Annotated in this window: 21 protein-coding genes; 16 read left to right on the forward strand and 5 right to left on the reverse strand. The window is 66.5% G+C overall.

What is annotated here, in order from left to right:
- Positions 1-11: 11 nt before the first annotated feature.
- On the forward strand, positions 12-692 hold the full coding sequence (locus AC1RDJ_RS02780) for a response regulator transcription factor (RefSeq protein WP_071326223.1): 681 nt from the start codon (positions 12-14) through the stop codon (positions 690-692).
- Entirely contained in the window at positions 685-2,082 is a 1,398-nt protein-coding gene (locus tag AC1RDJ_RS02785) for a sensor histidine kinase (protein WP_071322113.1), read from the forward strand. Before AC1RDJ_RS02780 ends, AC1RDJ_RS02785 begins: the two co-directional genes overlap by 8 nt.
- On the opposite strand, the gene AC1RDJ_RS02790 is transcribed toward AC1RDJ_RS02785, so the two are convergent.
- From AC1RDJ_RS02790 to AC1RDJ_RS02805, 4 genes are all read right to left on the reverse strand, one after another.
- Complete coding sequence (locus AC1RDJ_RS02790) at positions 2,074-2,385, reverse strand: hypothetical protein (RefSeq protein ID WP_493026419.1); 312 nt, start codon at positions 2,383-2,385, stop codon at positions 2,074-2,076. The genes AC1RDJ_RS02785 and AC1RDJ_RS02790 overlap by 9 nt on opposite strands.
- On the reverse strand, positions 2,385-3,107 hold the full coding sequence (locus AC1RDJ_RS02795) for an MgtC/SapB family protein (protein ID WP_071322115.1): 723 nt from the start codon (positions 3,105-3,107) through the stop codon (positions 2,385-2,387). Before AC1RDJ_RS02795 ends, AC1RDJ_RS02790 begins: the two co-directional genes overlap by 1 nt.
- 364 nt (positions 3,108-3,471) lie before the next feature.
- Entirely contained in the window at positions 3,472-6,606 is a 3,135-nt protein-coding gene (locus tag AC1RDJ_RS02800; RefSeq protein ID WP_071322116.1) for an efflux RND transporter permease subunit, read from the reverse strand.
- Positions 6,607-6,609: 3 nt separating this feature from the next.
- The gene (locus tag AC1RDJ_RS02805) at positions 6,610-7,842 is read right to left on the reverse strand and encodes an efflux RND transporter periplasmic adaptor subunit (protein ID WP_493026420.1); all 1,233 of its coding nucleotides are present in this window, start codon (positions 7,840-7,842) and stop codon (positions 6,610-6,612) included.
- A gap of 400 nt (positions 7,843-8,242) precedes the next feature.
- Between AC1RDJ_RS02805 and AC1RDJ_RS02810 the strand changes: the two genes are divergently transcribed.
- Positions 8,243-10,774, forward strand: coding sequence for a sensor domain-containing protein (locus tag AC1RDJ_RS02810; protein ID WP_493026421.1), 2,532 nt, complete (start codon positions 8,243-8,245; stop codon positions 10,772-10,774).
- 8 nt (positions 10,775-10,782) lie between these two features.
- Here the strand turns inward: AC1RDJ_RS02810 and AC1RDJ_RS02815 are convergent, their stop codons facing one another.
- Positions 10,783-11,769, reverse strand: coding sequence for an endonuclease/exonuclease/phosphatase family protein (locus tag AC1RDJ_RS02815; protein WP_493026422.1), 987 nt, complete (start codon positions 11,767-11,769; stop codon positions 10,783-10,785).
- Positions 11,770-11,806: 37 nt separating this feature from the next.
- Here AC1RDJ_RS02815 and ybaK point away from each other — a divergent pair, with 37 nt between their 5' ends.
- The 13 genes from ybaK to AC1RDJ_RS02880 all read left to right on the forward strand — a co-directional run bounded on the left by ybaK (position 11,807) and on the right by AC1RDJ_RS02880 (position 25,304).
- The gene (ybaK, locus tag AC1RDJ_RS02820; RefSeq protein WP_493026423.1) at positions 11,807-12,298 is read left to right on the forward strand and encodes a Cys-tRNA(Pro) deacylase; all 492 of its coding nucleotides are present in this window, start codon (positions 11,807-11,809) and stop codon (positions 12,296-12,298) included.
- Between the two features lie 256 nt (positions 12,299-12,554).
- Positions 12,555-13,199 (forward strand): glycerol-3-phosphate 1-O-acyltransferase PlsY, encoded by a 645-nt coding sequence (plsY, locus tag AC1RDJ_RS02825; protein WP_232251038.1) that lies wholly within the window; start codon positions 12,555-12,557, stop codon positions 13,197-13,199.
- Between the two features lie 90 nt (positions 13,200-13,289).
- Positions 13,290-13,955 (forward strand): DsbA family oxidoreductase, encoded by a 666-nt coding sequence (locus AC1RDJ_RS02830; protein ID WP_493026424.1) that lies wholly within the window; start codon positions 13,290-13,292, stop codon positions 13,953-13,955.
- A 70-nt stretch (positions 13,956-14,025) separates the two neighbouring features.
- Positions 14,026-14,316, forward strand: a complete 291-nt coding sequence (locus AC1RDJ_RS02835) for a DUF427 domain-containing protein (protein ID WP_071322122.1) — start codon at positions 14,026-14,028, stop codon at positions 14,314-14,316.
- 41 nt (positions 14,317-14,357) lie between these two features.
- Positions 14,358-15,317, forward strand: coding sequence for a DUF2157 domain-containing protein (locus tag AC1RDJ_RS02840; RefSeq protein WP_493026425.1), 960 nt, complete (start codon positions 14,358-14,360; stop codon positions 15,315-15,317).
- Positions 15,314-16,975 (forward strand): GDYXXLXY domain-containing protein, encoded by a 1,662-nt coding sequence (locus AC1RDJ_RS02845; protein ID WP_493026426.1) that lies wholly within the window; start codon positions 15,314-15,316, stop codon positions 16,973-16,975. The genes AC1RDJ_RS02840 and AC1RDJ_RS02845 overlap by 4 nt, the downstream gene beginning before the upstream one ends.
- 41 nt (positions 16,976-17,016) lie before the next feature.
- Positions 17,017-18,261, forward strand: coding sequence for a metal-dependent hydrolase (locus tag AC1RDJ_RS02850; RefSeq protein ID WP_071322124.1), 1,245 nt, complete (start codon positions 17,017-17,019; stop codon positions 18,259-18,261).
- Between the two features lie 106 nt (positions 18,262-18,367).
- Positions 18,368-20,119 (forward strand): cation:proton antiporter domain-containing protein, encoded by a 1,752-nt coding sequence (locus AC1RDJ_RS02855; protein WP_071322125.1) that lies wholly within the window; start codon positions 18,368-18,370, stop codon positions 20,117-20,119.
- Between the two features lie 81 nt (positions 20,120-20,200).
- The gene (locus tag AC1RDJ_RS02860; protein WP_493026427.1) at positions 20,201-21,109 is read left to right on the forward strand and encodes an ion transporter; all 909 of its coding nucleotides are present in this window, start codon (positions 20,201-20,203) and stop codon (positions 21,107-21,109) included.
- A gap of 39 nt (positions 21,110-21,148) precedes the next feature.
- A complete protein-coding gene (locus AC1RDJ_RS02865; protein ID WP_071322127.1) occupies positions 21,149-22,129 on the forward strand; it encodes a 3-oxoacyl-[acyl-carrier-protein] synthase III C-terminal domain-containing protein in 981 nt (326 codons plus the stop codon).
- Positions 22,130-22,139: 10 nt separating this feature from the next.
- On the forward strand, positions 22,140-23,177 hold the full coding sequence (locus AC1RDJ_RS02870; RefSeq protein WP_071322128.1) for an NAD-dependent epimerase/dehydratase family protein: 1,038 nt from the start codon (positions 22,140-22,142) through the stop codon (positions 23,175-23,177).
- Positions 23,170-24,000, forward strand: a complete 831-nt coding sequence (locus AC1RDJ_RS02875; protein ID WP_493026428.1) for an MBL fold metallo-hydrolase — start codon at positions 23,170-23,172, stop codon at positions 23,998-24,000. The genes AC1RDJ_RS02870 and AC1RDJ_RS02875 overlap by 8 nt, the downstream gene beginning before the upstream one ends.
- The gene (locus AC1RDJ_RS02880) at positions 23,997-25,304 is read left to right on the forward strand and encodes a F390 synthetase-related protein (protein WP_493026429.1); all 1,308 of its coding nucleotides are present in this window, start codon (positions 23,997-23,999) and stop codon (positions 25,302-25,304) included. Before AC1RDJ_RS02875 ends, AC1RDJ_RS02880 begins: the two co-directional genes overlap by 4 nt.
- Positions 25,305-25,314: the final 10 nt, after the last annotated feature.

Genomic DNA, 25,314 nt, shown 5'->3' on the forward strand with positions numbered 1-25,314 from the left:
GAAAGGCAGGCATGAGGATTCTCTTGGTGGAAGACGACCGCAAGGCAGCGCGCCTGCTGGCGCGCGGCTTGCAGGAGGAAGGCTTCGTCGTCGACGTGGCGCACAGCGCGGAAGAGGGCGAGGAGGAAAGCTACGCCGTCGATTACGACGTGATCGTGCTGGACTGGATGTTGCCGGGCAAGCAGGGCATCGATTTCTGCCGCGACTTGCGCGCGCGTGGCATCCAGACGCCGGTGCTGATGCTCACGGCGCGCGACGCCACGGCCGACCGCGTGGCGGGTCTGAACACGGGCGCCGACGATTACCTGACCAAGCCCTTCGAATTCGAGGAACTGCTGGCGCGCATCCGCGCGCTGCTGCGCCGCTCCGACATCAGCCGGCCGCTGGTGCTGGCGCTGGCCGACCTGACGCTCGACCCCGTCAGCCACCAGGCGACGCGGGGCGGCGCGCCGCTGGTACTGACGCCCAAGGAATACGCGATTTTATTGATCCTGCTGCGCCAGGCGGGCGAAGTGGTCAGCCGCGCGCGCCTGGCCGAGCAGATATGGCAGGCGGACCTGATCGGCATCGATAACCTGATCGATGTCCACGTGCGCAACCTGCGGGGCAAGGTCGATGCGCCGGGTCTGCCGCAATTGATCCACACGGTGCGCGGACGCGGCTTCCGCCTGGCGGAAAACAGCGGTGGCTAGCTTTCGCAAGCGCCTGCTGCTGGTGCACCTGGCCGTCATCCTCGCCATCGTCGCCTGCACCGCGCTGGCCGGCTACTGGGGCCTGTCGCGCGCCGTGCACGGCCAGCTCGACGCGGCCCTGCTGGCGCTGGGCGAGACGGAGATGGCAATGCTGCCGGCCGCGCCGCGCCAGCCCGTCAGCGTGCACGAGGTGGCGCCGGGCCTGGCGCCGCCGTCCTTGATGCGGCTCGACCGCCTGGTGCAGATCATCGATGGCGAAGGCCGCGTGCTGGCGCGCAGCCGCAACCTGGAAGCGGCGCGGCTGCCGGCGCCGCCCGCCCTGCTGGCGCGCCTGGCGGCCGGCGAGACCGTTTTTGAAACCTTGCCCAAGTTCGGCGAGGAGCCGCTGCGCATGGTCTCGATGCCCGTGCCCTCGTCCGGCGCGCGCCTGTCTGTGCAGGTGGCCGGTTCGCTCGACGACGCCAATCACGTGCTGGCCTCGGCCACCTTGCTGTTTGGCGCGATGGCGCTGGCGCTGCTGGCCGCCGTGGGACTGGCCGGCGAGATGCTCACGCGCCGCGTGCTGGGCGCTATCGACGACGTGGTGCTGCAGGCGCGCTCCATCGGCGAGGCCAGCCTGCACCAGCGCCTGCCGCATCCGGGCACGCCGGATGAAATCGGCCGCCTGGTCGATACCCTGAACGCCATGCTGGACCGCCTGGAACACGGCTACGATGCGCAACGGCGCTTCACGGCCGACGCCTCGCACGAGTTGCGTTCGCCCCTGTCGCGCCTGCGCACGGAAATCGAAATCACCTTGCGCCGTCCGCGCGAGTCGCCCGAGTATGTCGACGCGCTGGCGTCCTGCCTCGACGAAGTGCAGCGCCTGACGACCCTGGTGGAAGAATTGCTGATGCTCACGCGCCTCGATGCGGGGCAGGAACGCAATGCGGTGGAATCGGTGCACCTCAATCCGCTGCTGCGCGCGGCGGCGCAACGGCTGGAAAAGGCGGCAGCGCAGCGCGGCATCCGCCTCGCGCTCGACGATGGCGCGCCCGTGCACGCGCGCGTGGCGGCCGGCCCCGTCGACCTGGTGCTGGCCAATCTGCTCGACAACGCCGTGAAGTTTTCGCCACCCGACAGCGTCATTACCCTGCAGGTGTCGCGCGACGGTGGCGACGTGCTGGTCAGCGTGGCCGATGCGGGACCGGGCATCGGCGTGGAAGACTTGCCGCATCTGTTCGAACGCTTTTACCGTGGCGCGCAGGCGCGCGCGGGCGAGGCGCCCGGTTTCGGCCTCGGCCTGGCCCTGTCGCAAGCCATCGTGCATGCGTATGGCGGGCGCATCGAGGCGCAGAACCGCGCCGGCGGCGGCGCCCTGTTTACCATGCGCCTGCCCGCATCAGGCTGAGGCCGCCACACCTTCCCAGCGCACTTGCCGCACCTGCGGCCAGGCGCCCGCGCGGTTGACGAAGCGCACCAGCACGGCGCGCTGCACGGCCTGGCACAGCACCATGGCGATCAGCCGCACCATCTGCCTGCCCGCGTCCCAGCTGCGCAGGACCTGCGACGGCGCCAGGCCCGCGCCTTTCAGTTCGGCCAGCAGCAGGCGCACCACGTGGTCGGCCTGCGCCGCGGGGCAGGTGACGGTCAGGCGGTAGGTGGCCACGACAGGCGCGCGCCGGGCAAACCAATGGAAGAATTTTTTCATCATCACACTCCCCGTTCGGCGACAAATTCCGCGTTGTTGACCAGCGCCCAGCGCACGGCCGAGACGCTGCCTTCCAGGCTGACCTGGCTGACGATCTGCTCCAGCAAGCCCAGGCTGGACAGGGGCGTGAGCAGGTCGGCGCGCACTTCGATGCGCCCGGCCTGCGGCGCATCCTCGCTGTGCAAGGATTGCAGCATCAGCGCCGGCATGCCGCTGATCATGCGCAGCATCAGGTTGCGCACCTGGACTTCCTGCTCCGCCTCGCACACGGCCGTGACGCGGTAGATGCTTTCCGTCTCGATGCCGGCCGCGCTGCCGTGCGCGTTGATGCGCTGGGCCAGGTGACGCAGCACCAGGTTGGCGATCAGCACAAACGCCGTGCCGATGGCCGCTTCGAGGGCAAACCCCAGGCCGCACAGGATGCCGATGGCGGCCGAGCACCACAGCGTGGCGGCCGTGTTCAGACCGCGCACCGTCATGCCCTCGCGCATGATGACGCCGGCACCCAGAAAGCCGATGCCCGACACCACCTGCGCGGCGATGCGCATGTGGCCAGAGGCATCGCCTTCGAGCACGGAAACCATCACGAACAGCGAGGCGCCGACGGACACCAGCGCATTCGTGCGCAGGCCCGCCATGCGCTGGCGCAGCTGGCGTTCGGCGCCGATCATGGCGCCCAGGGTCAATGCCGCGGCAACGCGCAGCGCAAAGTCAAATACCACCATCAGTTTCTCCCGGCTGGGGAGGAACAGGCGAGTGCACAGGCGAAGTCAATCCGCCCGAAAAGGGGGCAGCAGGCGATAACGGTGGAACGATGAGGAGGGAAGTGGCGGCGAGGGTGACTCGCCGCTGGTAAAACCGCACCTTGCCGAGGGCAGGGCGGGCGGAATGCGCGCGTCTTGCCTAAGGCCGATCGCCGATGGTCAATCGACTACTGTCACTGGAACAAGCACCCACGAGTCACTCCATGCAATTGATAACGGGGACAGTCTAGCCAGTGGGGGCGTTTTGGTCAACTGAAGCTCTCTTCAGGAAACCGCCGCGTCGTCCCCGCCAATGCGGGGACGGTGAAGGCGACCGGCAGGAAGGTCAGTGGGCGGCGCCGGCGGGCGCCTTGGCGTCGTCGGCATGCGCATCCGTGTGCGCATGCGCGTCGCCGCCGCCGAAGAAGCGCGCGGCGCGCTTGCCCAGGCTGTCGAGGTAGGTGTAGGCGACGGGCACCACCACCAGCGTCAATAGCGTCGAGGTGATGACGCCGCCGATGACGGCGCGCCCCATCGGCGCCTGCGATTCGCCGCCGTCGCCCATGCCGATGGCCATCGGCAGCATGCCGAAGACCATCGCCAGGGTCGTCATCAGGATGGGGCGCAGGCGTACCTGGCCCGCTTCCATCAGCGCGGCGAACTGGCCCAGGCCTTCGCGCTGGCGCTGGTTGGTGAAGTCCACCAGCAGGATCGCATTCTTGGTGACCAGGCCCATCAGCATGATGAAGCCGATCACGGAGAAGATGTTCAGGGTGCTGCCCGTGATCAGGAGGGCCAGCAGCACGCCGATCAGGGAGAGCGGCAGCGACACCATGATGGCGACCGGCTGCAGGAAGCTGCCGAACTGCGACGCCAGCACCAGGTAGATGAAGATCACGGCGATACCCAGCGCCATCATCGCGCCGCCCATGGTTTCGGCCATCTGCTGCGCATTGCCGGCCACGTCGAAACGCACGCCGGGCGGCAGGTCGATCGACTTGATGGCTTTCTGCACGTCGGCGTCGACGTCGCCGGCAGGACGGCCCTGCACGCCGGCATAGATGGCCACGCGGCGCTGCAAGGCCTGGCGCTTCAGCACTTGCGGGCTGGACGACGGCACGAATTCCACCACCTGGCGCAGCGGGATCATCACCGGCTTGCCGTTCGCATCGAGCTTGCTGGACGCCAGCGACAGGTCGGCCAGATCGGCCACCTTCTGCCGGCCCGACTTGGGCAGCTGCACGTTGACGTCGTAGTTCTGCCCGTCGGACGCCAGCCAGTGGCTGACCGTGTCGCCCGCCACGAACGGGCGCAGGGCGGCGCCGATCTGCTGCACCGACAATCCCAGGTCGCTGGCCAGTTCGTTATTGATCTTCACCGTGGTCGACGGATTGGCGCCTTCCTGGCTGTATTCCATGTCGGCCAGGCCCTTGATGGTGCGCATCTTGTCCATCAGGCGGTGCGCCACTTCATCGAGCTTGCCCTCGTCCGTGCCGAGGATGGCGATGAAGATGGGGCGGTTGCCGACGGACAGGGTAATTCCGGCGATCGGCGCCAGGCGTTCGCGGATCAGCCTTTCCAGTTCCTGCTGCGAGCGGCGCTTGTGCGTCTTGATGTCCGTCAGCTTCAGGTTGACTTCGGCCGCATTGCGTCCATCGGGCGTGCCGATATTGGCCACCAGGCTGTCGATTTCGGGAAATTCCTTCAGGGCCGCTTCCACCTGGCGCACCTTGGAATCCGTGTATTCGAGGCTGGAGCCGACGGGCGTCTTGAAGCGCAGGTTGACCCAGCCCTGGTCCGTCTCGGGGAACATCTCGCCGCCTATCATCGGCACGAGCATCAGGCTGCCCGCGAACAGGGCCACGGCCGTGGCCAGCGTGGTCTTGCGCCAGCGCAGGGCGATGCCGAGCACCTTGCCATACCAGACGTGCAGGCGGTCGATGCCGGTCTCGATCCAGGCCATGAAGCGGCCCAGCCATGGCGCATACTTGAAGCGGTCCTTGACGGGGTCGCGCCAGACGGACGACAGCATCGGGTCGAGCGTGAAGCTGACGAACAGCGACACCAGCACGGCGACGGCCACGGTTATGCCGAACTGCAGGAAGAAGCGGCCGATGATGCCGTCCATGAAAGCCACCGGCACGAACACGGCGACGATGGCAAACGTGGTGGCCATCACTGCCAGGCCGATTTCATTGGTACCGTCGTTGGCCGCCTTGTAGTGGCTCTTGCCCATGCCCAGGTGGCGCACGATGTTTTCGCGCACGACGATGGCGTCGTCGATCAGCAGGCCGATGCACAGCGACAGCGCCATCAGCGTCAGGAAGTTCAGGGTGAAGCCGAAGGCCTTCATGGCGATGAAGCTGGCCAGCACGGAGATCGGCAGGGTCAATCCGGTGATGATGGTCGAGCGCCACGAGTGCAGGAACAGGAAGACGATCACCATGGTCAGCACGGCGCCTTCGATGATGGTGCGCTTGACGTTATTGAGCTGGCTTTGCACGCGTTCCGATTCGTCGTCCAGCACGCGCAGGGTGATATCGGGCGGCAGCGTCTTTTGCAGGTCGGCCGCCACTTTCAGGATGCCGGTGCCCACTTCCACCACGTTGGCGTCCTGCACCTTGGTGATTTCCATGGTCACGGCCTGCTGGCCGTTCATGCGCGAGATCGACAGTTCTTCCTGCTCGCCGTCGACGACGCTGGCCACCTGGTCCAGGTAGACGGGACCGCTGGCGCGGCGCGCCACGATGATCTTGCCGAATTCGCGCGCATCCTTGATCTTGCCTTCCACGCGCACCAGCTGTTCGGCCGCGCCATGGCTGATGGAGCCGGCCGGCAAATTGGTATTCGTGGCCTGGATGGCGCGGATCACTTCATCGACGCCGATGCCCTGGGCATTGAGTTCGATCGGCTTCATGCTGATGAGGATCTGGCGCGCGCGCAGGCCGCGCAGCTTGACTTGCCCCACGCCGGCCACGCCCTGGAAGCGCTTGCTGATGATCTGCTCCGTCATGGTCGACAGCGAACGCAGGTCATGCCCGGTGGAGGTCAGCACGATGGTGGCGATGGGGCGCTCATTGTCGCCTTCGGCGCGCGCGATGAACGGGTCCTTGGCTTCCTTCGGGAAGCGCGGGCGCACCAGCGCCACCTTGTCGCGCAAGTCCTGCATGGCCTTGTCCATATTCGTCGACAGCTCGAATTCCAGGTAGACGCCGGCGCGTCCTTCCCACGAGTTGGCGCGGATGGTCTTGATGCCGCTGACGGTGTTGACGGCGTCCTCGATGGGGCGCGTGATGTCGTTTTCCACGGCTTCGGGCGAGGCGCCCGGGTAGTTCACTTCAATGGCGGCGAACGGGAACTGCACGCTGGGCATGCTTTCCACGCCTAGGCCGCGGTAGGAAAACACGCCCAGCACCACCAGCGCCACCATGACCATGGTGGCGAAGACGGGGTTCTGTATGCTGACTTTGGTCATCCACATGGCTTAATCCTTCCGCGCCAGCACGGCCGGCTGTGCGGCGGGCGCGGCGGGCGCCCCGGCAAAGGTCACGCCGTGGCCCGGTTTCACGCCATCGAGCCTGGCGACGATGACTTTCGCGCCCGGCACCAGGCCCGACGTCACTTCCGCATAGCCTTCATCCTCGTTGCGCAGGCCCAGGGTGACGGGTTGGGCGACCACCTTGTTGTTGACCAGCGCATACACGACCGGGCCCTGCTTTTCATTGCGTACGGCCGCCAGCGGCACCAGCGGCGCCACGGATGAGCGTTCGGTGACGATGCTGCCCTTGGCGAACATGCCGCCGCGCAGCGCGCCATCGCCATTGTCGACGGCGATGTAGACGAGCATGGCGCGCGAGCCGCTCTCGGTGGTGGGGTTGATGCGCGTGACCTTGCCGGCGAAGTCGCGCGCGCCGAAGCCGTCGACCTTGAAGTGCACGTCCTGGCCCAGCTTGATGCGCGGGATTTCCGCGCTGGGCACGGGCGCTTCCAGGGTCAGCTGCGCCAGGTTGACGATGGTGTAGACGGGCATGTCGGGCGAGACCTTTTCGCCGGCCTGCACGTGGCGCTTGCTGACGATGCCGGCCATGGGCGCGCGGATCACCGTGTCGGCCAGCGCGATGCGGGCGATGTCGACCATGGCGGCGTTGGATTTGACGCCGGCGCGCGCCAGGTCGACGGAATTCTGCGTCGTGTCGTAAGCCGTCTGCGAAATGTATTTCTGCTTGAGCAGGGCCTGGCTATTGTTTTCGTTCTTGGCTGCCATCGACAGGCGCGCCTGCGCTTCGTCGAGCATGGCTTGCTGTTGCGTCAGGCGGGCGCGCTGGTCGGCCGCGTCCAGGCGCACGAGAATTTGCCCGGCGGCCACGCTCTGGCCCTCCTGCAAGGTGGTTTCGTGGATCACGCCGGAAACCTTGGCCTTGATGGTGGCTTGCGTCAGCGGCGCCAGCGAACCCGACAGGGGCAAGCTCACGGCGAGCGCGCGCGCATCGATGGCGGCCACGTCGCCCTGCGCCAGTTCGTGCACGGGCGTCTTGTCCTGTTGTTTTTTCTTGCTCGCCTGCAACTCGGCCGCCTTGGCCGCTTGTTGTCTCGTTTGCATCACGGTCCAGCCGCCGCCGGCCAGGCCCAGCACGACCAGGATCAGCACGGGGGCGCGCCAGCGGCGACGACGCGGGGCTGCAAGGGGGGAGGCCGGTGGCAAAGTCTCGTTTTTCATGGTGTTTTCGTATGGAGGCGGCGCAAGGGTCGGGCGCCAGGTCTCGTTGCGGCCGGCCTGCGGCGGGCCGGGGGAATTCGGGTAGCGTATCGCCGTGGCGGCCGCAGGCAGCACGCCTGCCGCTGCGGTCGTTCACGGCGATACGCATGTTGCTACTTTATGAAGATACAAGTGCGCCCGCCATCGCCGTGCGACAGATTGCACAAAAACGGGGATGAAATGCAGAAAACGGGCGCCAGAGGCACCGGGCGCGGCGGCGGCGCCGGCAGCGGCATGCCACGATGCTTGAGCATCCTCAATGAGCCGATTCGCCGGCGCGCAAGAATGGCCATGATGGTTGTGCCACCGGACAGGCCAGGGCGCCCGCCGGTTGCGGCACGGCCGCGCAACGGGGGGCCTGATGTCTGAACGGATTGTCGGAGCCGTCCCGTCGCCGGGCCGTTTGCTGGCCGCTGCCGCACCGGACACGGGAGCGGCCGGCAAGGCGCTGGACTTGCTGTCCATCGCCGTTGCCGCCGTCGAGCAGGCGCCCGGCATGGCCGTGCGCGGCATCGACCGCGATGGCACCGTGCGCTACTGGAGCGCGGGCGCGGCGCGCCTGTATGGGGTGCCGGCCGCGCTGGCCCTGGGCCAGCCGTGGAGCAGCGTGGCCACGGCCATGCCGGAAGGCGCCGGCCAGGATGCCGATGGCCATGCCGAACTGGACGCCGTCTGGCATAGCGGCAAGGCGCGCACGGCCCGCCTGTGGCGTCTCGGTAGCAACGGGGTGGCGCCGCGCTGCATCTGTTCCACCGCGTTTCCCGTCATCGTGGCCGGGCGCGTGCGGCAAGTGGTGTGCATCGATGTCGACATCACGGCCAGCGGCCAGGATGGCGCGGGGCAGGGCGCGCTGTTGCTGATGGGGGATAATTTCCGCCAGTTGTACGACAAGTCGGCCGACGCCATCGTGCTGCTGCGCGACGAGCATATCGCCGAAGCCAACCCGGCCGCCATCGCCCTGTTTCAATGCGAGGAGCGGCCACGCCTGCTGGGACGGCGTCTCAGCGATTTCTCGCCCTTGCGCCAGCCCGATGGCGCCTTGTCGTCCCTGCGCGGCACGCAACTGGCGGCGCAGGCCCATGCCCACGGCAACTGGCGCTATGACTGGCAGTATCAAACTTGCCTTGGGGAATTGTTCTGGGGCGAAGTGCTGCTCACTTCCGTCACGCTCGACCATACCTATCTGTTCTATGCCGTGATCCGCGATATTTCTTCCCGAAAACTGGCCGAGCGGGCCCTGTACCTGTCGGCGCAGGTGGTCGAGCACGCACGGGAAGCGATCGTCGTGATGGACCCGCAGCAACGCGTTGTCAGCATGAATCCCGCGTACAGCGAGATCAGTGGCTTCAGCCTGGACGACATGCTGGGCAAGCCGTTTGCCATGCACCGCGCCGAACCGGACGAACTGGCGTTCTTTGCCCACGTGTGGGAAGAGGTCGATACGAATGGCTATTGGCAGGGCGACATCCTGGCCCAGCGCAAGGAGGGGCAGCGCTACCCGGCCTGGCTGTCGCTGACGGCCATCCGCGATACGCAGGGGCAGCTCAGCAACTACATGGCCATCCTCAGCGACATCAGCGAGCGCAAGAAAACCGAGGAGCACACGCGCCACCTGGCCGAGCACGATTTCCTCACCGACCTGCCGAACCGGGTGCTGCTGCTGGACCGGCTGTCGCTGGCGCTGGCGGCCGCGCGGCGCAAGCTGAGCATGCTGGCCATCCTGTACCTGGACCTCGACCACTTCAAGCACATCAACGACAGCATGGGCCATCACGTGGGCGACCTGCTGCTCAAGGAGGTGGCGCGGCGCCTCGTGCGCTGCGTGCGCGGCGTCGACACGGTCAGCCGCCATGGCGGCGACGAATTCGTCATCATCCTGGCCGAGGTGGGCGGCATCGACCAGGCGGCGCACGTGGCGGCCAGCCTGCTGCAAGCCGTGACCCAGGTCTACCAGTTGGGCGAGTATGAGTTGCAGGTGTCGGTGTCGATCGGCGTGGCCATCTTTCCCAGCGATGGCGACAGCATCGACACGCTGGTGCACAACGCCGACATCGCCATGTACCACGCCAAGGAAAGCGGACGCAATAATTTCCAGTTTTTCAATGCGGAAATGAATGCGCAAATCCTCGAGCGGGCCAGCCTCGAACAGGGCTTGCGCGCGGCGCTGGGCAGCGACGAGTTTGCGCTGGAATTCCAGCCCGCCCTCGATGTCGCCAGCGGCCAGATCGTGGGGGCGGAAGCCCTGTTGCGCTGGCACCACCCGCAGCTGGGCGTGCTGCCGCCCGAGCGCTTCCTCGCCGTGGCCGAGGAATGCGGCTTGATGGTGTCGATCGGCAACTGGGTGCTGCGCCACGCCTGCCTGCGCGCGCGCGCCTGGCACGACGCGGGCCAGGCGTGGCGCGTCTCCGTGAATCTGTCGGCGGCGCAATGCCTGCACAATAATTTAGTGCACAGCGTACAGGAAGCGCTGGCGGCGTCGGGCTTGCCGGCCGCCTGGCTGGAACTGGAAGTGACGGAGTCGCTGCTGATGAAGGGCGGCGCGCGCCTGGCCGGCGTGCTGGCGCAGCTGCGCGCGCTGGGCGTGCGGCTGGCCATCGACGACTTCGGCACCGGCTATTCGCGCCTGGCCAATCTGCGCCATTACCCGGTGGACAAGCTGAAGATCGATCCCTCGTTCCTGCCCGGCGCGGACGGCGCGGCTGGCGAGTCCGATACCGCCGTGGCCGCCACCATCATCGCCATGGCGCGCGAACTGCAGCTGACGGTGATCGCGGAAGGCGTGGAAACGGCGCAGCAGCTGGCCTACCTGCAGGCGCAGGGCTGCCAGCAGTACCAGGGACGCCATGCCGGCGCGCAAGTCGAGGGCAGCGCGCTGGCGGCGCTGTTGCATTAGTTATGGCATCAGTGAATGTTTCCCAGCAGCTTGATGCGCGCCACGACCTGGCCATGGTCGGACGCGGGCGGCAAGCCCAGCAGCAAATGGTCGTTCAGGTAGATCACGTCGAGCACGGCGCCGATGGCGCGCGGCGAGGCGGGGTGGAAGTGTTCGGAAACGAGGATGTGGTCGATCGTCATGTAGGCGCTGTCGTGGATATTCGTGTAGCCCACGTGGCGCAGGTAATCCTGGCGCAGCTGGATGGCGTTGCAGTCGTACAGGCGCGCGCGCATCTCGGGCAGGTGGCCGGCCGCTTCGCACGGCGCGCCGGCACCCATGACGATGGCCGTGGTGACGGCATTGGCGATGTCGTTGAAGTCGCCCAGCACGATACGCGGACGGCCGCTTTGGCCCAGTTCGCTCACCAGCACGCGCAGGGCCACGGCTTCCGCGCCGCGCCGCTGCAGCGAACGCAGGTTGGCCAGCGCATACGCCAGCGCGTCGCCGGCGTCGTCGGGGCGGTAGTCGGGCCGGCGCGATTTCAGATGCACGACGACCACGTCGGTCAGTTGTCCGCCAGGCAAGACGAGCTGCACATGCAGGGGCGCGCGGGCAAAGCGGCACGGGTCCGCATCCGCGCCCTGGCCATCGGCCGGTAAGGTGATGCCGGCGGGAAAGTTCGCATAGGCAACACCGGGGCCGGCCAGCGGCAGCCGCGAGACGAGCGCCACCGTGGGCAGCATGCGGCCGCTGGCATCCACCGCATCGTAGCCGGCCAGCACCGCTTCGCGGTAGTGGCGCGTGCGCGACAGCACGTCGCGCAGGGCCGCCTGCGAGAAGATTTCCTGGAAACCGATCACGTCGGCATCGAGCAGGTCGATCTGCCGCGCCGTCCACTGCGCCTTGGCCTCGTATTGGGCCGGGCTCAACGGTTCCAGGTTGTCATACAATTTCTCCCCGGCAGGGGCAAGGTTGCAGACATTGAATGTGGCAAAGCGGATTTCTTCCTGCATAATTAGCACTCCTCACTGAACGATCAGCGTATCACGCATGGCTAAAAAAGAGCATATTTCCGAAACCCAGGCGACGCAGATGCTGCGCAAGCATCAGGTTTCCTTCGATGAACACCCGTATCCGTACGAAGAGCACGGCGGCACCAGCGTCTCGGCGCGCGAGCTGAACGTGCCCGAGCATGCGGTGATCAAGACCCTCGTGATGCAGGACGAGGCGGCGCGGCCGATGATCGTGCTCATGCATGGCGATTGCAAGGTGTCGACCAAGAACCTGGCGCGTGGCATCGGCTGCAAGTCCGTCGAGCCGTGCAAGCCCGAAGTGGCGCAGCGCCATTCCGGTTACCTGATCGGCGGCACCTCGCCGTTCGGCACCAGGAAGGCCATGCCCGTGTACGTGGAGCAATCCATCCTGGCGCTCGAGCGTATCTATATCAATGGCGGGCGGCGCGGTTTCCTCGTCTCGCTGGCGCCGCAGGTATTGCTCGACTTGCTCCAGGCCAAGCCGGTGCAGTGCGCCCTGGCAGACTAAGAGCCTATCCCAGCAGATGAATACCTCCCCTGCTGCCGCCCCTCAGAAGCGGGGACTGCGTTGATCGTCGTCGCGTGGCTCGCCACGCGTCCTCCTCACGCCTGGTCCGCGCTCCTGATACGCTGCCAGCAGAAGACGCTCGCTACGGGATAGACTCCAAGAAAACCGGGCGCCGCCCTGTCCTTGGGCTGGGCGCTGGTGTATATTCTGCTGCGCCAGCCTTATGCTGCTGTGAAAAATACAACAAAGGGAAGAAATGAATCCAGTAATCACAACCGTGGCAATGACAGTGGCCGCTTACTTGCTCGGCTCGATATCGTTTGCCGTGGTGATGAGCAAGGTCTACGGCATTGCCGATCCGCGCACCTATGGCTCGAAGAATCCGGGCGCCACCAACGTGCTGCGCAGCGGCAACAAGGGCGCCGCCGTCATGACCTTGCTGGGCGATGGCGCCAAGGGCTGGCTGGCCGTCTTCCTGGCCGACCATTTTGCCGGTGCGCTGGGCGTGGGCGACACGGCCGTGGCACTGGTGGCCATCGCCGTCTTCCTCGGCCACCTGTGGCCCGTCTTCTTCCGTTTCGTCGGCGGCAAGGGCGTGGCCACGGCCCTCGGCGTGTTGCTGGGCATTCATCCATGGCTGGGCCTGGCCACCCTGGCCACCTGGCTGATCATCGCCTATGCCTTCCGCTATTCCTCGCTGGCGGCGCTGGTGGCGGCCCTGTTCGCGCCGTTCTACTACGGCTTGCTGTTCGGCGTCGATCCCATCCTGCTGGCCGTCGTCATCATGAGCGTGCTGCTGGCCTACCGCCACAGCCAGAATATTGCCAACTTGCTCGCTGGCAAGGAAAGCAAGATCGGCGGCAAGAAGGACGCGGCCAAGGCCGCTGGCAAGAAGAAGTAAGCGCTTGATTTCCGGCGGCCCGCACGCATATGCTGTGCTTGCGGCGCCGCGCGGTGCGGCCGCCACCGACTCGCGCAAAGGCTGCCCACCATGAGTTCCACCTCCGCCACACCCACTCCCATCCGTATCGACTTCGTCTCCGACGTCTCCTGTCCCTGGTGCGTGATCGGCCTGAAATCGCTGGAGCAAGCCTTGGGCAATCTGCAGGACAGCGTCCAGGCCGAGATCCATTTCCAGCCCTTCGAGCTGAATGCCAGCATGCCGGCCGAAGGCGAGGATATCGGCGAACACATCGCCCGCAAATACGGTTCCACCGAAGAACAGATGGCGCAATCGCGCGAAGCCATCCGCGCGCGCGGCGAGCAACTGGGCTTTACCTTTGCCATGGACAAGCGCGGCCGCATCTACAACACCTTCGATGCGCACCGCCTGCTGCACTGGGCCGCACTGCAAGGGCGCCAGAAGGAACTCAAGATGGCGCTGTTCGATGCATATTTCACGCAGGGCCAGAATCCGTCCTCGCACGCGGTGCTGCTGACAGTGGCCGGCGACGCGGGACTGGACATGGCGAAAGCGGCCGAGGTGCTGGCATCGAACGCCTACGCGGACGAGGTACGCGCGCAGGAACAGTTCTATCAGCAAAACGGCATCAACTCCGTGCCGGCCGTCATCATCAACGAGCGCCACCTGATTTCCGGCGGCCAGCCGCCCGAAGTGTTCGAGCAAGCCTTGCGCCAGATCATCGCCAGCGCCTGATCCGGAGGCCAATGGCGCGCGCCATGGCGGTCAATTTCGGCTACACTCCGCTGAGAAGGGGGATAGTCAAATGCCAACAGCCAGCTGGAATGGCGCCGTCATCGCGCAAACTGCCGATGCGCAGGTGCAAGTCGTTGAAAACAATGTGTATTTTCCCTTGTCGTCGGTGAGGCAGGACTACCTGCGCCCGAGCAGCCATACGACGGTCTGCCCGTGGAAGGGCACGGCCAGCTATTACGACGTCGTCGTCGATGGTGCCGTCAATGCCAACGCGGCCTGGTACTACCCCCAGCCCAAGGATGCCGCCCGGCAGATTGCCGGCCACGTGGCCTTCTGGCGCGGCATAAGCGTCGAGCGCTGACCCTTCCCTCCCCATACTGAACCCCCACCAGAAAGCAGACGATGGATTTACGCCTCGCCGTGTACCAGCTCGCCTCGGGCCATGCGCTCGATGCCCAACAAACCCGGCAGTTGCAGGACGTGGCCGGTTTCCAGCGCGAACCCGCGCGCCTGGCGTACTGGCTGCCGCGCGGCGTGGCCGTGCTGGGCGCCGCGCTGCTGGGCATGGGCCTGATCTTCTGGGTCGCCGCCAACTGGGAAGAGCTGGGCAGGACGGGCCGCTTTGCCCTGCTGCAAGGCGTGTTTGCCGCCGCCTGCGTGGCCGCGTTTGCCGTGCCGAAGGCGCGCGTGCCGCTGCTGCTGGTGGCCATGCTGGCCATCGGCGGCCTGTTCGCCTACTTTGGCCAGACCTACCAGACGGGCGCCGATCCGTGGCAACTGTTTGCCGTGTGGGCCGCGCTGGCGCTGCCGCTGTGCCTGGTGGCGCGCAGCGACGTGCTGTGGACGCCGTGGATGCTGATCGTGTCGACGGGGGCGGCCCTGTGGATACAGGCGCATACGCGCCACAGCTGGAGCGTCGAGTCGGCCGACCTGCCGGTCTTTGCCGGCGGCTGGCTGGCCGTGCTGCTGGCCTGCGCCTTCGTTTCGCCCCTGCTGGCGCGCTGGACGGGCGCCGCTTCCTGGGCCCTGCGCCTGGGCCTGGTGCTGCTCACCATCCTCATCACGGGCTCGGCCGTCACTGCCCTGTTCGGCAACACCATCGAGTCGCCGTACTGGGCAGGGCTGGGCTTGCTGGCCGTCGCCGCCATCCTGTTGTCGATGAGTAAATTTTCCGACGTGTTCGGCCTCAGCGCCGTCACGCTCGGCATCAACACCCTGCTGGTGGGCGGCCTCGCGCACTGGCTGTTCAACGGCAATGGCGGCGAAGTGGGTAGCCTGGTCATCCTGGGCCTGGTGGCCGCCGTCATGCTGGCGCTGAGCGTGCAAGGCATCCTGTGGCGCGCGCGCAAGGAGGCGGCATGAGCAGCCTGAACAGCAAGCGCGCCGATGCGCTCGATACCCTGATCGCCGACGCCACGCGCGCCGGCCTGTTGCCGCCCGGCGCCACGCGTCCCGTGCAGGACGTGCGGCCGTGGCCGCTGGTGCTGATGACGGCGTTCGGCGCCTGGCTGGCCGCCATCCCCCTGATCGCGGCGCTCGGCGTGGGCCTGGAAAGCGTGGTGCGCCACGGTCCCGGCGCGTATGTCGTGGCCGCCATCGTGCTGGTGGTGGCCGTGCTGCTGATCCGCACGCGCGGCGTGGCCCTGTTTGTCGAGCAGCTGGCCGTGCCGTGCCTGCTGGTGGGCGGCGGCTTGCTCGGCTATGCGCTGTTCCGCGACTATTCGACGCAGACGGCGTCCTTGCTGCTGTGTCTGGCTTGCCTGCTGGTGGCCGCCGCCCTGCCGCGCGACTGGCTGCGCGTGCTGCTGGGCGTGGTCGCCTGCGGCTTGCTGGGGCTGGGCGTCGTCGACAGTCAGCGCGACTGGATTTTCGAGAATGACCCGACGCAGCTGTATCTGGCCTGGATGCTGGCCCTGGCACTATGGCTGGGCGTGCACTGGCTGCAGAAACAGGCGTTCAATGATGGCCGCGGCGCGCCCATCGCCGCCTTCCTGGAGTCGCTGTCGACGGGGTGGGTATTGGCAATCTTGCTGGGCCTGGTCTTCTGGTCCGGTATGACCTTCATGCTGGGCGGTGCCTTGGGCAGCGGCTTTGCCGGCGACGTGGCGCGCGAAGTGGGCAGCCACCAGGCCGGCGCCTGGTATGCGCGGGTCTTGAACGGCGTCTCGCTCGTGCTGGCCATGGCGGCGGCCGCGTGGATGGGCTGGCGCTGGCCGGCGCTGCGCCAGTTGCCGGCCATCGGCGTGGCGCTGGTGCTGATCGTGCTGGCGTGGTTCATGCCGGCCCTGGGACCCGTCTTGCTGATCCTCGCGTATTGCCTGGCCAGCGGGCGCACGCGCGTGGCCGTGGCGGCGGGCTTGGCGGCCGCGTGGGTCATCGGCAGTTTTTATTACCAGCTGGCCTGGCCGCTGGCCAGCAAGGCGGCGCTGCTGGCCATGGCCGGCGCCATCCTGTGCGCGCTGTCGTGGCTGGCCACGCGCGGCAAGGTGCTGCACCTGGTGGAAAGCAAGCCGGCGGCCGTCGTCGCCAAAGGCCGCGCCGTGCGCCTGGGCACCTTGGCGGGGCTGTTGCTGGTGCTGCTGGTGGTCAATGGCGGCATCTGGCAAAAAGAGCAGCTGATTGCCAAGGGAGACGCCATTTTCGTGGCGCTGGAACCGGTCGACCCCCGCTCGCTGATGCAGGGCGACTACATGCGCCTCAATTTCGTCAACCTCGGTGTCCTTTCCACGCTGGCCAGCGTGGAAAGGACGCCGGGGCGACCGCTCGTGGTGGCCCGGCGCGATGCACGCGGCGTGGCCGAACTGCTGCGTCCCTACACCCAGGAGGCGCTGGCGCCCGATGAATTCCTGCTCGAACTGACGCCGAAAGGCGGGCGCTGGGTGCTGGTCAGCGATGCCTGGTTCTTCAAGGAAGGCGAGGCGGCGCGCTGGGAAAAGGCCCGTTTTGGCGAGTTCCGCGTCATGCCCGATGGCCGTGCCTTGCTGGTCGGCATGCGCGGGCCGGAGCTGGAAAAGCTGTAGCGCAAGCGCACGCCGGGGCGGGCGTCCTGTAAAATTGCCCGATGGATAATATTACGCATTCGGTCATCGGCCTCGGGGTCGGCGAACTGGTACACCGCAGCCTGCCGCCTGAGCCGCAGGCCCCCGCACAGCGCACCCGGCGCGCGCTGTTTCTCTTTACGGCCTGGTTTGCCAGCAATGCGCCGGACCTGGACCTGGTGCTCACCAGATTGCTGCCGCGCCCGTTCGGCTACATGTTGCACCACCGGGGGCATACGCATACCTTGCTGCTGGCCTTGCCGCAGGCGCTGTTGCTGCTTGCCCTGCTGTGGCTGCTGTGGCCCGGCGCGCGCCGCCTGCTGAAGGACAGCGTGCCCGCGCGCGTGGGCCTGGCCGCCTGCCTGTTGCTGGGTTTTTGCCTGCACATGGGCATGGACTTCCTCAATTCCTACGGCTTGCACCCGTTTTACCCGTTCGACAGCCGCTGGCTGTATGGCGACATGGTCTTCATTGTCGAGCCCATGTTCTGGGTCTTGCTGGGCGTGCCCGTGATCATGTCCTTGCACTACGGCATCGTCAAAAGCGTGCTGCTGGCGGGGCTGACGGCGGCCCTGTGCTTCTTCACCCATAAAACCTATCTGGCACCCGCCTCGCTGGCCGTCTTGCTGGGGCTGGGCGTGATCCTGGCCGTGCTGCAGGCGCGCGCCGGCGAGCGCGGGCGCGGCCCTCTGCTGCTGGCGTTCGCGCTGGCCGCCACCTTCATCGGCACGCAGGGCGTGGCCTCGGCCATCGGCCGCGCCCGCGTCGAGGCGGCCGTGCAGCGGCTGGACCCGGGCACGCGCGTGTGGGATGTGGCGATGACGGCCTTCCCCAGCAACCCGCTGTGCTGGATCTATGTTTCACTCGACAGCAAGACGGACGTGTACACCTTGCGGCGCGGCACGTTGAGCCTGTTGCCCGCCTCGCTGGCGCCCGCCGCCTGCCCGGCCGGCCTGGTCGAGACGGGCAAACGGGGCCAGCAGCTGGCGCCCGGCATCGCCGTGGCGGCGCAGGCGACGGGCAGCCTGGCCGCCTTGCGCGCCTTGCAGGAGGAAAATTGCTATGTCGATGCCTGGTTCCGCTTTGCCCGCATGCCCAGGTTGAATGCGGACAAGCTGACGGACGTGCGCTTCAATCCCGGCATGCTGCCCAATTTCACCACGGTCGAGCTGCAGCAGTTCCGTGGCCGGCCATGTCCCGCCTACGTGCCGGGCTGGGACCGCCCGCGCGCCGACATGCTGGAGACGCCGAAAGCGGCGCGCCGATAGTGGATATGTTGCCTTATGGCAAAAAATATCGCGTGCATGCATTCCCTGCCGTGGCGGTGCATGCGACAATTATCAATTCAGCATGCATGTCATTGTTAGGATTATTTTGGAAGAGCAGCACGCACTACCGTATTTACGAGAAACCCTGCTGTTTCTCGCCCTGGCCGGGATTTTTATTCCGTTATTGCAACGCCTGAAAGTCAACCAGGTGCTCGGTTTCCTGGCCGTCGGCGCCCTGTTCGGCCCGTTCGGCTTCGGCCTGTGGGCGGGCGAGTTCACGTGGCTGACGTATTTTTCGTTCGTCCGCGCCGAACAGGTGAGCGGCCTGGCCGAGCTGGGCGTGATGTTCCTGATGTTCATGATCGGCCTCGAGCTGTCGACGGAGCGGCTGTGGGCGCTGCGGCGCTGGGTGTTTGGCGCGGGCGTGGGGCAGGTGGCCGTCAGCGCCTGCCTGATCGGCGGCGTCGCGTATTATTTCGGCCTGTCGCTGGAAGCGTCCATCGTGCTGGGCCTGGTGCTGTCGCTGTCGTCGACGGCCGTCGTGATGCAGTTGCTCACGGACCAGCGCTCCCTGCAGACGCCGGCCGGCCAGGCGGGCTTTTCCATCCTGATGTTCCAGGATTTGATGGTGGTGCCGCTGTTCATCCTCATCGACGTGTTCGCCAGCGGGCGCAGCGACGACCTGGCGTACCTGCTCAGCTTTGCGGCCGTGAAATCGGCCGGCGCCATCCTGTTGATCTACCTGCTCGGACGCCGGGTGATTCGCCCGCTGTTCCAGTTTTTCGTCAAGAAACGCCAGCCCGACGTCTTCATGGCCTTGACCTTGCTCAGTACGCTGGGCATCGCGGGCCTGACCTACCTGGCGGGCCTGTCGATGGCGCTGGGCGCCCTGCTGGCCGGCCTGCTGCTGGCGGAAACGGAATTCCGCCATGAGGTGGAAGTGACGATCGAGCCGTTCAAGGGCTTGTTGATGGGCCTGTTCTTCATGTCGGTGGGCATGCAGATCGACGTGCGCGAAATCCTCAAGTCGCCGATCTTGATTCCCTTGGCCGTGCTCAGCCTGTTTTTCCTGAAGACCCTCGTCATCGGCGTGATTTTCCGCCTGGGCGGCTTTCACTGGGGGCGCGCCGTGGAAACGGGCGTGCTGCTGGGGCAGGGCGGCGAGTTCGCCTTCATCGTCGTCGCGTATGCGCTCGGTACCAAGCTGATCGGACCGCAGGTGGCGCAGTTCGTCATGCTGGTGGTGGGCCTGAGCCTGTTCGCGACGCCGGCCCTGGCGAAGGCGGCGCGCGCGTTCGGCAACTGGTGGGAAAAGCGCCACCACCACCAGCTGGCCGACCTGGCGCAAGGGGCGCTGCCGCCGCAGGGCAGCACCGTCATCATCGCCGGTTTCGGCAGGGTGGGGCAGCTGCTGGCCAAGGTGCTGACGGAGCAGGATATCGCCTATGTCGCCATCGAAAACGATGCGCGGCTGGTGACGACCCTGCATCCGCGCGGCTTTCCCGTGTATTTCGGCGATGCGTCGCGCGCGGAATTGCTGCAAAAGGTGAATGCGGACCGGGCCGCGGCCGTCGTGCTGACCATGGACCATGCGGCGTCCGTGCTGCATGCCGTCAAGTCGATCCGCCGCGAGTATCCGCTGCTGCCCGTGTATGCGCGCGCCCGCGACGAAGCCCATGCGGTGGCCCTGATGCATGCGGGCGCCACGCTCGTCGTGCCCGAGGCGCTGGAAGCGGCGCTGCAGCTGACGGCCACCGTGCTGCACACGGCGGGCTTGAGCGAAGCGCGCGCGGCGGACATCGTGCAGGCCGAGCGCGAGCGGCGCAATGCCGTGTTGCTGGCGAAGAAGCTGTCGTAATGAAACCTGTAGCGCAAGCGTGCGTGTCGCCGTGCTTTGTAAATTATCTATACAATAATAGTATATGAGCATACTACCGACATGAAAGCCGCGCCCAGGAGCGGAGCGGCACCGTTGACGCCGCAGCAAGTTGCCGCGCAGGAAACGCAGCAGAAATACGGCAAGCCCGAGCGGGGCTGGCGCGAGAAGGTGTACACCGTCATCTTCGAGGCGGAAACGCGCACGGGCCGCGCCTTCGACCTGCTGCTGATCGGCGCCATCCTGATGAGCGTGACGGTGGTCGTGCTCAGCAGTGTCGCTTCCGTGGCCGAGCGCTACGGCACCTGGCTGACGGCGTTCGAATGGTTTTTCACCTTTTTATTTACGGCCGAATATTTCGCCCGCCTGTCGTGCCTGCAGCATCCGGTGCGCTATGCCAAGAGTTTCTTCGGCATTATCGACTTGCTGGCCATCGTGCCGACCTACATCGGCTTGCTGCTGCCGGGCGCGCACGTGCTGATCGACGTGCGCATCCTGCGCCTGCTGCGCATGTTCCGTATCCTCAAGCTCACTTCCTATGTGCATGAATATACGGTGCTGGGGCGCGCCCTGCTGGCCAGCCGGCGCAAGATCCTCATCTTCCTGTCGTTCGTGATGATGGTGGTATTTCTGCTGGGCACTGTGATGTATGTCGTGGAAGGGCCAGATAACGGTTTCAGCAGTATCCCGACGTCGATATACTGGGCCATCAGCACCATGACCACCGTGGGCTTCGGCGATATCACGCCGAAGACCGACATCGGGCGCACCATCGCCTCGTTGATGATGCTGCTGGGCTGGGGCATCCTGGCAGTGCCTACCGGCATTATCAGCGCCGAAATGACGGTACAGCGCAGCTCCAAGCTGGTCACCACGCGTACCTGCCCCACGTGCCTGAAGGAAGGACTCGATGACGACGCCAATTTCTGCAAGAACTGCGGCGTCGATTTGCCGCCATTGATACTCGATTAAGCTCGCTAACCCTATTCACTTTACTTTTTTAAGGCTGACATGATTCCAGTTCGCCTGATCGCGACGGGCAAAGCCGTCCCGTCGCATAGCGTGACTTCCGATAGCCTGGACTTGAAACTGGGCCACCCGCCCGGCTATACCCTGCGCAAGAGCGGCGTGCTGTCGCGCTTTGTGGCCGCGCCCGATGAATCGCAAAGCCAGCTGGGCGCCGCCGCCCTGCTCGACGCGCTGAAGAACGCCAGCCTGCGCCCGGCCGACATCGACTTGCTGATCTGCGCCTGCGGCGTGCCCGAGCAGGCATTGCCGAACACGGCCTGCTTCATCGCGGAACATGCCGGCTTGCCGCCAGGCACGCAAAGCTTCGACGTCAACGCCAGCTGCCTCAGTTTCATGGCCGCCTTCCGCGTGGCCGCGTCCATGCTGGCCGGCGGCGCCTACCGGCGCATCGCCATCGTCTCGTCCGACCTGGCGTCGCGCGGCGTCGACTGGAGCGAGCCGGAAGCGTCGATGATCTTTGGCGACGGCGCGGCGGCCGTCATCGTCGAACGGGGCGACGGCAGCGCCGGCATCCGCGCCTACAAGATGGGCACGTATCCGGAAGGGCGGCGCTACTGCGAAATCCGCGGCGGCGGTACCGAGCGCAATCCGCGCAACGGCTGCGAGCCGGGCGACTACCTGTTCCGCATGGATGGCAAGGCCGTGTTCCGCCTGGCCGTCAAGGTGATGCCGGATTTCCTGACGGCATTAATGGCCGAGTCGGGCGCGGGACTGGAACGGGTCGACGTGGTCGTGCCGCACCAGGCCAGCCCGCTGGGACTCGCGCATGCGGCGCGCATCCTCGACGTTCCCGATGCTAAAATCATCAAGATCTTTGAAACGCATGGCAACCAGGTTGCCGCATCGCTGCCCACGGCCCTGCACGAGGCGGTGATGACGGGGCGGGCCGTGGCAGGCCAGCGTTTGCTGATGATGGGCACGGCCGCCGGCCTGACCATTGGCGGCATGATCGTCGATTTATAAGGGTGGCGCGATGAGGCGGATTCTGGTCACGGGGGCGACGGGCGGCTTGGGGCGCAATGCCGTGCGCACCTTGCTGGCGCAGGGCGTGGAAGTGCGCGCCACCGGCCGCAACGTGGCCGTGGGGCGCGAACTGGAACGCATGGGCGCGCAATTCGTGGCACTGGACCTGGCGCAGGCCACGCCGCGCCAGGTCGATGAACTGGTGCGCGGCATGGACACCGTCTGGCACTGCGCCGCGCTGTCCTCGCCGTGGGGCGCCGAGCGCGATTTCATCGCCGCCAACGTGACGGCCACGGGCCAGCTGCTGCGCGCGGCCGCCAGCCTGCACGTGGCGCGTTTCGTGCACATCTCCACGCCGGCCATCTATTTCGATTACCGCAACCGCTACGAGGTGCCGGAAACCTTCCGTCCCGATGCCTTTGTCAACGCCTATGCGCGCAGCAAGGCGATGGCGGAAAAGCTGGTGCAGGATTGCGTCGACCGCCATCGCGGCATGACCTGCGTGATCCTGCGCCCGCGCGCCATCTTCGGCCCGCACGACCAGGTGCTGATCCCGCGCCTGGCGCGCGTGCTGCGGGAGCGCGGCGGCAAGCTGCCGCTGCCCAACGGCGGCGCGGCCACCATCGACGTCACCTATGTCGACAATGTCGTCCATGCGATGTGGCTGGCCACCGTGCACAAGACCATCGCGTCGGGCGCCGCCTTCAACATCACGAATGGCGAGCCGGCGCGCCTGTGCGACATCCTGCACAGCCTGTTCCGCGATCAACTGCAGCAGCCGTTCCAGATCGTCAGCATGCCGTACCGCGTGCTGGCACTGCTGGCTCGCCTGATGCAGTTCGCCTCGCGTTTTACGCGCCGCGAACCGGCCCTCACGCCCTACAGCATCGGCGCGCTCAGTTTCGACATGACGCTCGATAATGCCAAGGCGCGCAAGGTGCTCGGTTATCGTCCCATCGTCAGCCTGCAGGAAGGCATCGCCCTGACGGCGCAGTGGATGCGCCAGGAAGCGGCGGCGCACAAGGTGGGCAAGGAGCGCAATGGCTAGCATCACCGCGTTTCGCGTCGGCCACTGCACGCACCCCTCGTGCATGGTCTTGAAAGGCAGCGGGCTGGCCAGCCGCTGCTTCCCTTCGCGCGCCTACCTGATCGAGACACGCACGGGCCTGTACCTGTGGGATACGGGCTATGCCGAACACTTCCGCGCCGCCACGTCGAAAGGCGTGTACCGGCTGTACGCGTGGGTGACGCCGATTTCCTTCGACGCGCACGAATCCCTGCAAGGCCAGCTGCGCGCGCATGGCGTATCGCCTGGCGACATCCACACCTTGCTGCTGTCGCACTTCCACGCCGACCATATCGCCGGCCTGCGCGACTTTCCCGGCGCGCGGCTGATGGCCTCCAAAACAGGCTGGGACGCCGTGCGCGGCCTGTCCGGCGTGGCCGCCGTGCGCCAGGCCTTCGTGCCCGAGCTGCTGCCAGACGATATTGCCGACCGCCTGGCTTTCGTCGAAAGCGTGCCCGAGACGGCCTTGCCGGCCGCCCTGCTGCCATTCACGCACGGGCGCGACGTCAGCGGCACGGGCGAAATCTACATCGTCGACCTGCCCGGCCACGCCATCGGCCATCTTGGCGCCTTCGTGCTGCAGGATGGGGGCTGGACCCTGCTGGCGTCGGACGCGGCCTGGGTGCCGGAAAGCTTCCAGCAGCTGCGCGGGCCGTCCGAACTGTCGTTCCTCATCCAGCACAAGCGCGCGCCGTACTACGCCACCCTGAACCGCCTGCACCAGCTGCACCAGTCGGGCCAGGCGCAGATCCGCATCACGCACGAAGACACGGTCGACTATATCGCTGTGGCGGGCCGCCCGTGAAGCGTATTGTCTGGCTGCTGCTGTCGTACTGGCGCACGCGCCGCCTGCGTTTCGCCGGCCGCGCGCAGCTCGACGCCTACCAGCAGCGGCAACTGGCGCGTTTCATCGACGTGCTGTGCGCGCGCAGCCGCTACTTTGCGCCGTATCGCCACCTGCCGCTGGCGCAGTGGCCGACGATGAACAAGGCGCTGATGCTCGAGCATTTCGACGCCATGAACACAGAAGGCATCACCCTGGCGCAGGCGATGGAAGCCGCCATGGCGGCCGAGCATAGCCGCGACTTCACGCCGGCCGTGGGCGACATCACCGTGGGCCTGTCGTCCGGCACCTCGTCGCGGCGCGCCGTGTTTACCGTCAGTCCCCGCGAAAAGGCGCAATGGGCGGGCGTGATGCTGGCCAAGGCACTGCCCGACGGCCTGTTTTCCGGCGAACGGGTGGCGCTGTTCCTGCGCGCGAACAGCAATCTGTACACGGCCGTGCGCTCGCCGTGGCTGACCTTTGCCTTCTACGATTTGTTCGAACCGTTCGACAGCCTGTGCGCGCGGCTTGCGCAATATCAACCTTCCGTCATCGTCGCGCCGGCCCAGGTGCTGCGCCAGCTGGCCCTGCGCGTCATCGACGGCAGCCTGGCGCTGGCGCCGAAAAAAGTCATCTCGGTCGCCGAGGTGCTCGAAGCGCAGGACCGCGCGCTGATCGTGCAGGCGTTTGGCGCCGTGCATGAAATCTACCAGGCCACCGAAGGTTTCCTCGCCAGCAGCTGCGAGCACGGCGTGCTGCACCTGAACGAGGAATACGTGCACATCGAGCCGCAGTGGCTCGATGCCGAAGCAGGCGAACAGCAGCGCCGCTTCGTGCCCGTGATCACGGACTTTACGCGCATGACGCAGCCCATCGTGCGCTACCGCCTGGACGACATCCTGATCGCGCGCGCGACGCCATGCCCGTGCGGCAGGGCCACGCGCGCCATCGATGGCATCGAGGGGCGCTGCGACGACTTGCTGGCGCTGCCGTCGGCGCGCGGCGGCGCACCCGTCGCCGTCTTTGCCGATGTATTGACGCGGGCCTTTGCGCAAGCCTTGCCGCCCGATGCCGATTACCGCCTGGTACAGCACGGCGAAGCGGCCCTGCAACTGCATGCGGCACTGGACGCCGCCGGCCTGGCCGCGCTGCGCGCGCACCTGGCGGCGGTGCTGCGCGGCCTGGGCGTGGCCACCGACCGCCTGGCCTGGACGGTGAGCGGTGAACTGCCTCCCTTTGACCCCACCATGAAACGGCGCCGCATCCGGCGCCTTGCCACCGCATGAACCATTCTTC

Source organism: Janthinobacterium sp. GW822-FHT07H10, assembly GCF_058798675.1.

Coding starts and splice junctions, on each gene's coding strand:
- AC1RDJ_RS02780 (WP_071326223.1), top strand. CDS start 12: ATGAGGATTCTCTTGGTGGAAGACGACCGCAAGGCAGCGCGCCTGCTG.
- AC1RDJ_RS02790 (WP_493026419.1), bottom strand. CDS start 2,385: ATGATGAAAAAATTCTTCCATTGGTTTGCCCGGCGCGCGCCTGTCGTG.
- AC1RDJ_RS02795 (WP_071322115.1), bottom strand. CDS start 3,107: ATGGTGGTATTTGACTTTGCGCTGCGCGTTGCCGCGGCATTGACCCTG.
- AC1RDJ_RS02800 (WP_071322116.1), bottom strand. CDS start 6,606: ATGTGGATGACCAAAGTCAGCATACAGAACCCCGTCTTCGCCACCATG.
- AC1RDJ_RS02805 (WP_493026420.1), bottom strand. CDS start 7,842: ATGAAAAACGAGACTTTGCCACCGGCCTCCCCCCTTGCAGCCCCGCGT.
- AC1RDJ_RS02810 (WP_493026421.1), top strand. CDS start 8,243: ATGTCTGAACGGATTGTCGGAGCCGTCCCGTCGCCGGGCCGTTTGCTG.
- AC1RDJ_RS02815 (WP_493026422.1), bottom strand. CDS start 11,769: ATGCAGGAAGAAATCCGCTTTGCCACATTCAATGTCTGCAACCTTGCC.
- ybaK (WP_493026423.1), top strand. CDS start 11,807: ATGGCTAAAAAAGAGCATATTTCCGAAACCCAGGCGACGCAGATGCTG.
- plsY (WP_232251038.1), top strand. CDS start 12,555: ATGAATCCAGTAATCACAACCGTGGCAATGACAGTGGCCGCTTACTTG.
- AC1RDJ_RS02830 (WP_493026424.1), top strand. CDS start 13,290: ATGAGTTCCACCTCCGCCACACCCACTCCCATCCGTATCGACTTCGTC.
- AC1RDJ_RS02835 (WP_071322122.1), top strand. CDS start 14,026: ATGCCAACAGCCAGCTGGAATGGCGCCGTCATCGCGCAAACTGCCGAT.
- AC1RDJ_RS02840 (WP_493026425.1), top strand. CDS start 14,358: ATGGATTTACGCCTCGCCGTGTACCAGCTCGCCTCGGGCCATGCGCTC.
- AC1RDJ_RS02845 (WP_493026426.1), top strand. CDS start 15,314: ATGAGCAGCCTGAACAGCAAGCGCGCCGATGCGCTCGATACCCTGATC.
- AC1RDJ_RS02850 (WP_071322124.1), top strand. CDS start 17,017: ATGGATAATATTACGCATTCGGTCATCGGCCTCGGGGTCGGCGAACTG.
- AC1RDJ_RS02860 (WP_493026427.1), top strand. CDS start 20,201: ATGAAAGCCGCGCCCAGGAGCGGAGCGGCACCGTTGACGCCGCAGCAA.
- AC1RDJ_RS02865 (WP_071322127.1), top strand. CDS start 21,149: ATGATTCCAGTTCGCCTGATCGCGACGGGCAAAGCCGTCCCGTCGCAT.
- AC1RDJ_RS02870 (WP_071322128.1), top strand. CDS start 22,140: ATGAGGCGGATTCTGGTCACGGGGGCGACGGGCGGCTTGGGGCGCAAT.
- AC1RDJ_RS02875 (WP_493026428.1), top strand. CDS start 23,170: ATGGCTAGCATCACCGCGTTTCGCGTCGGCCACTGCACGCACCCCTCG.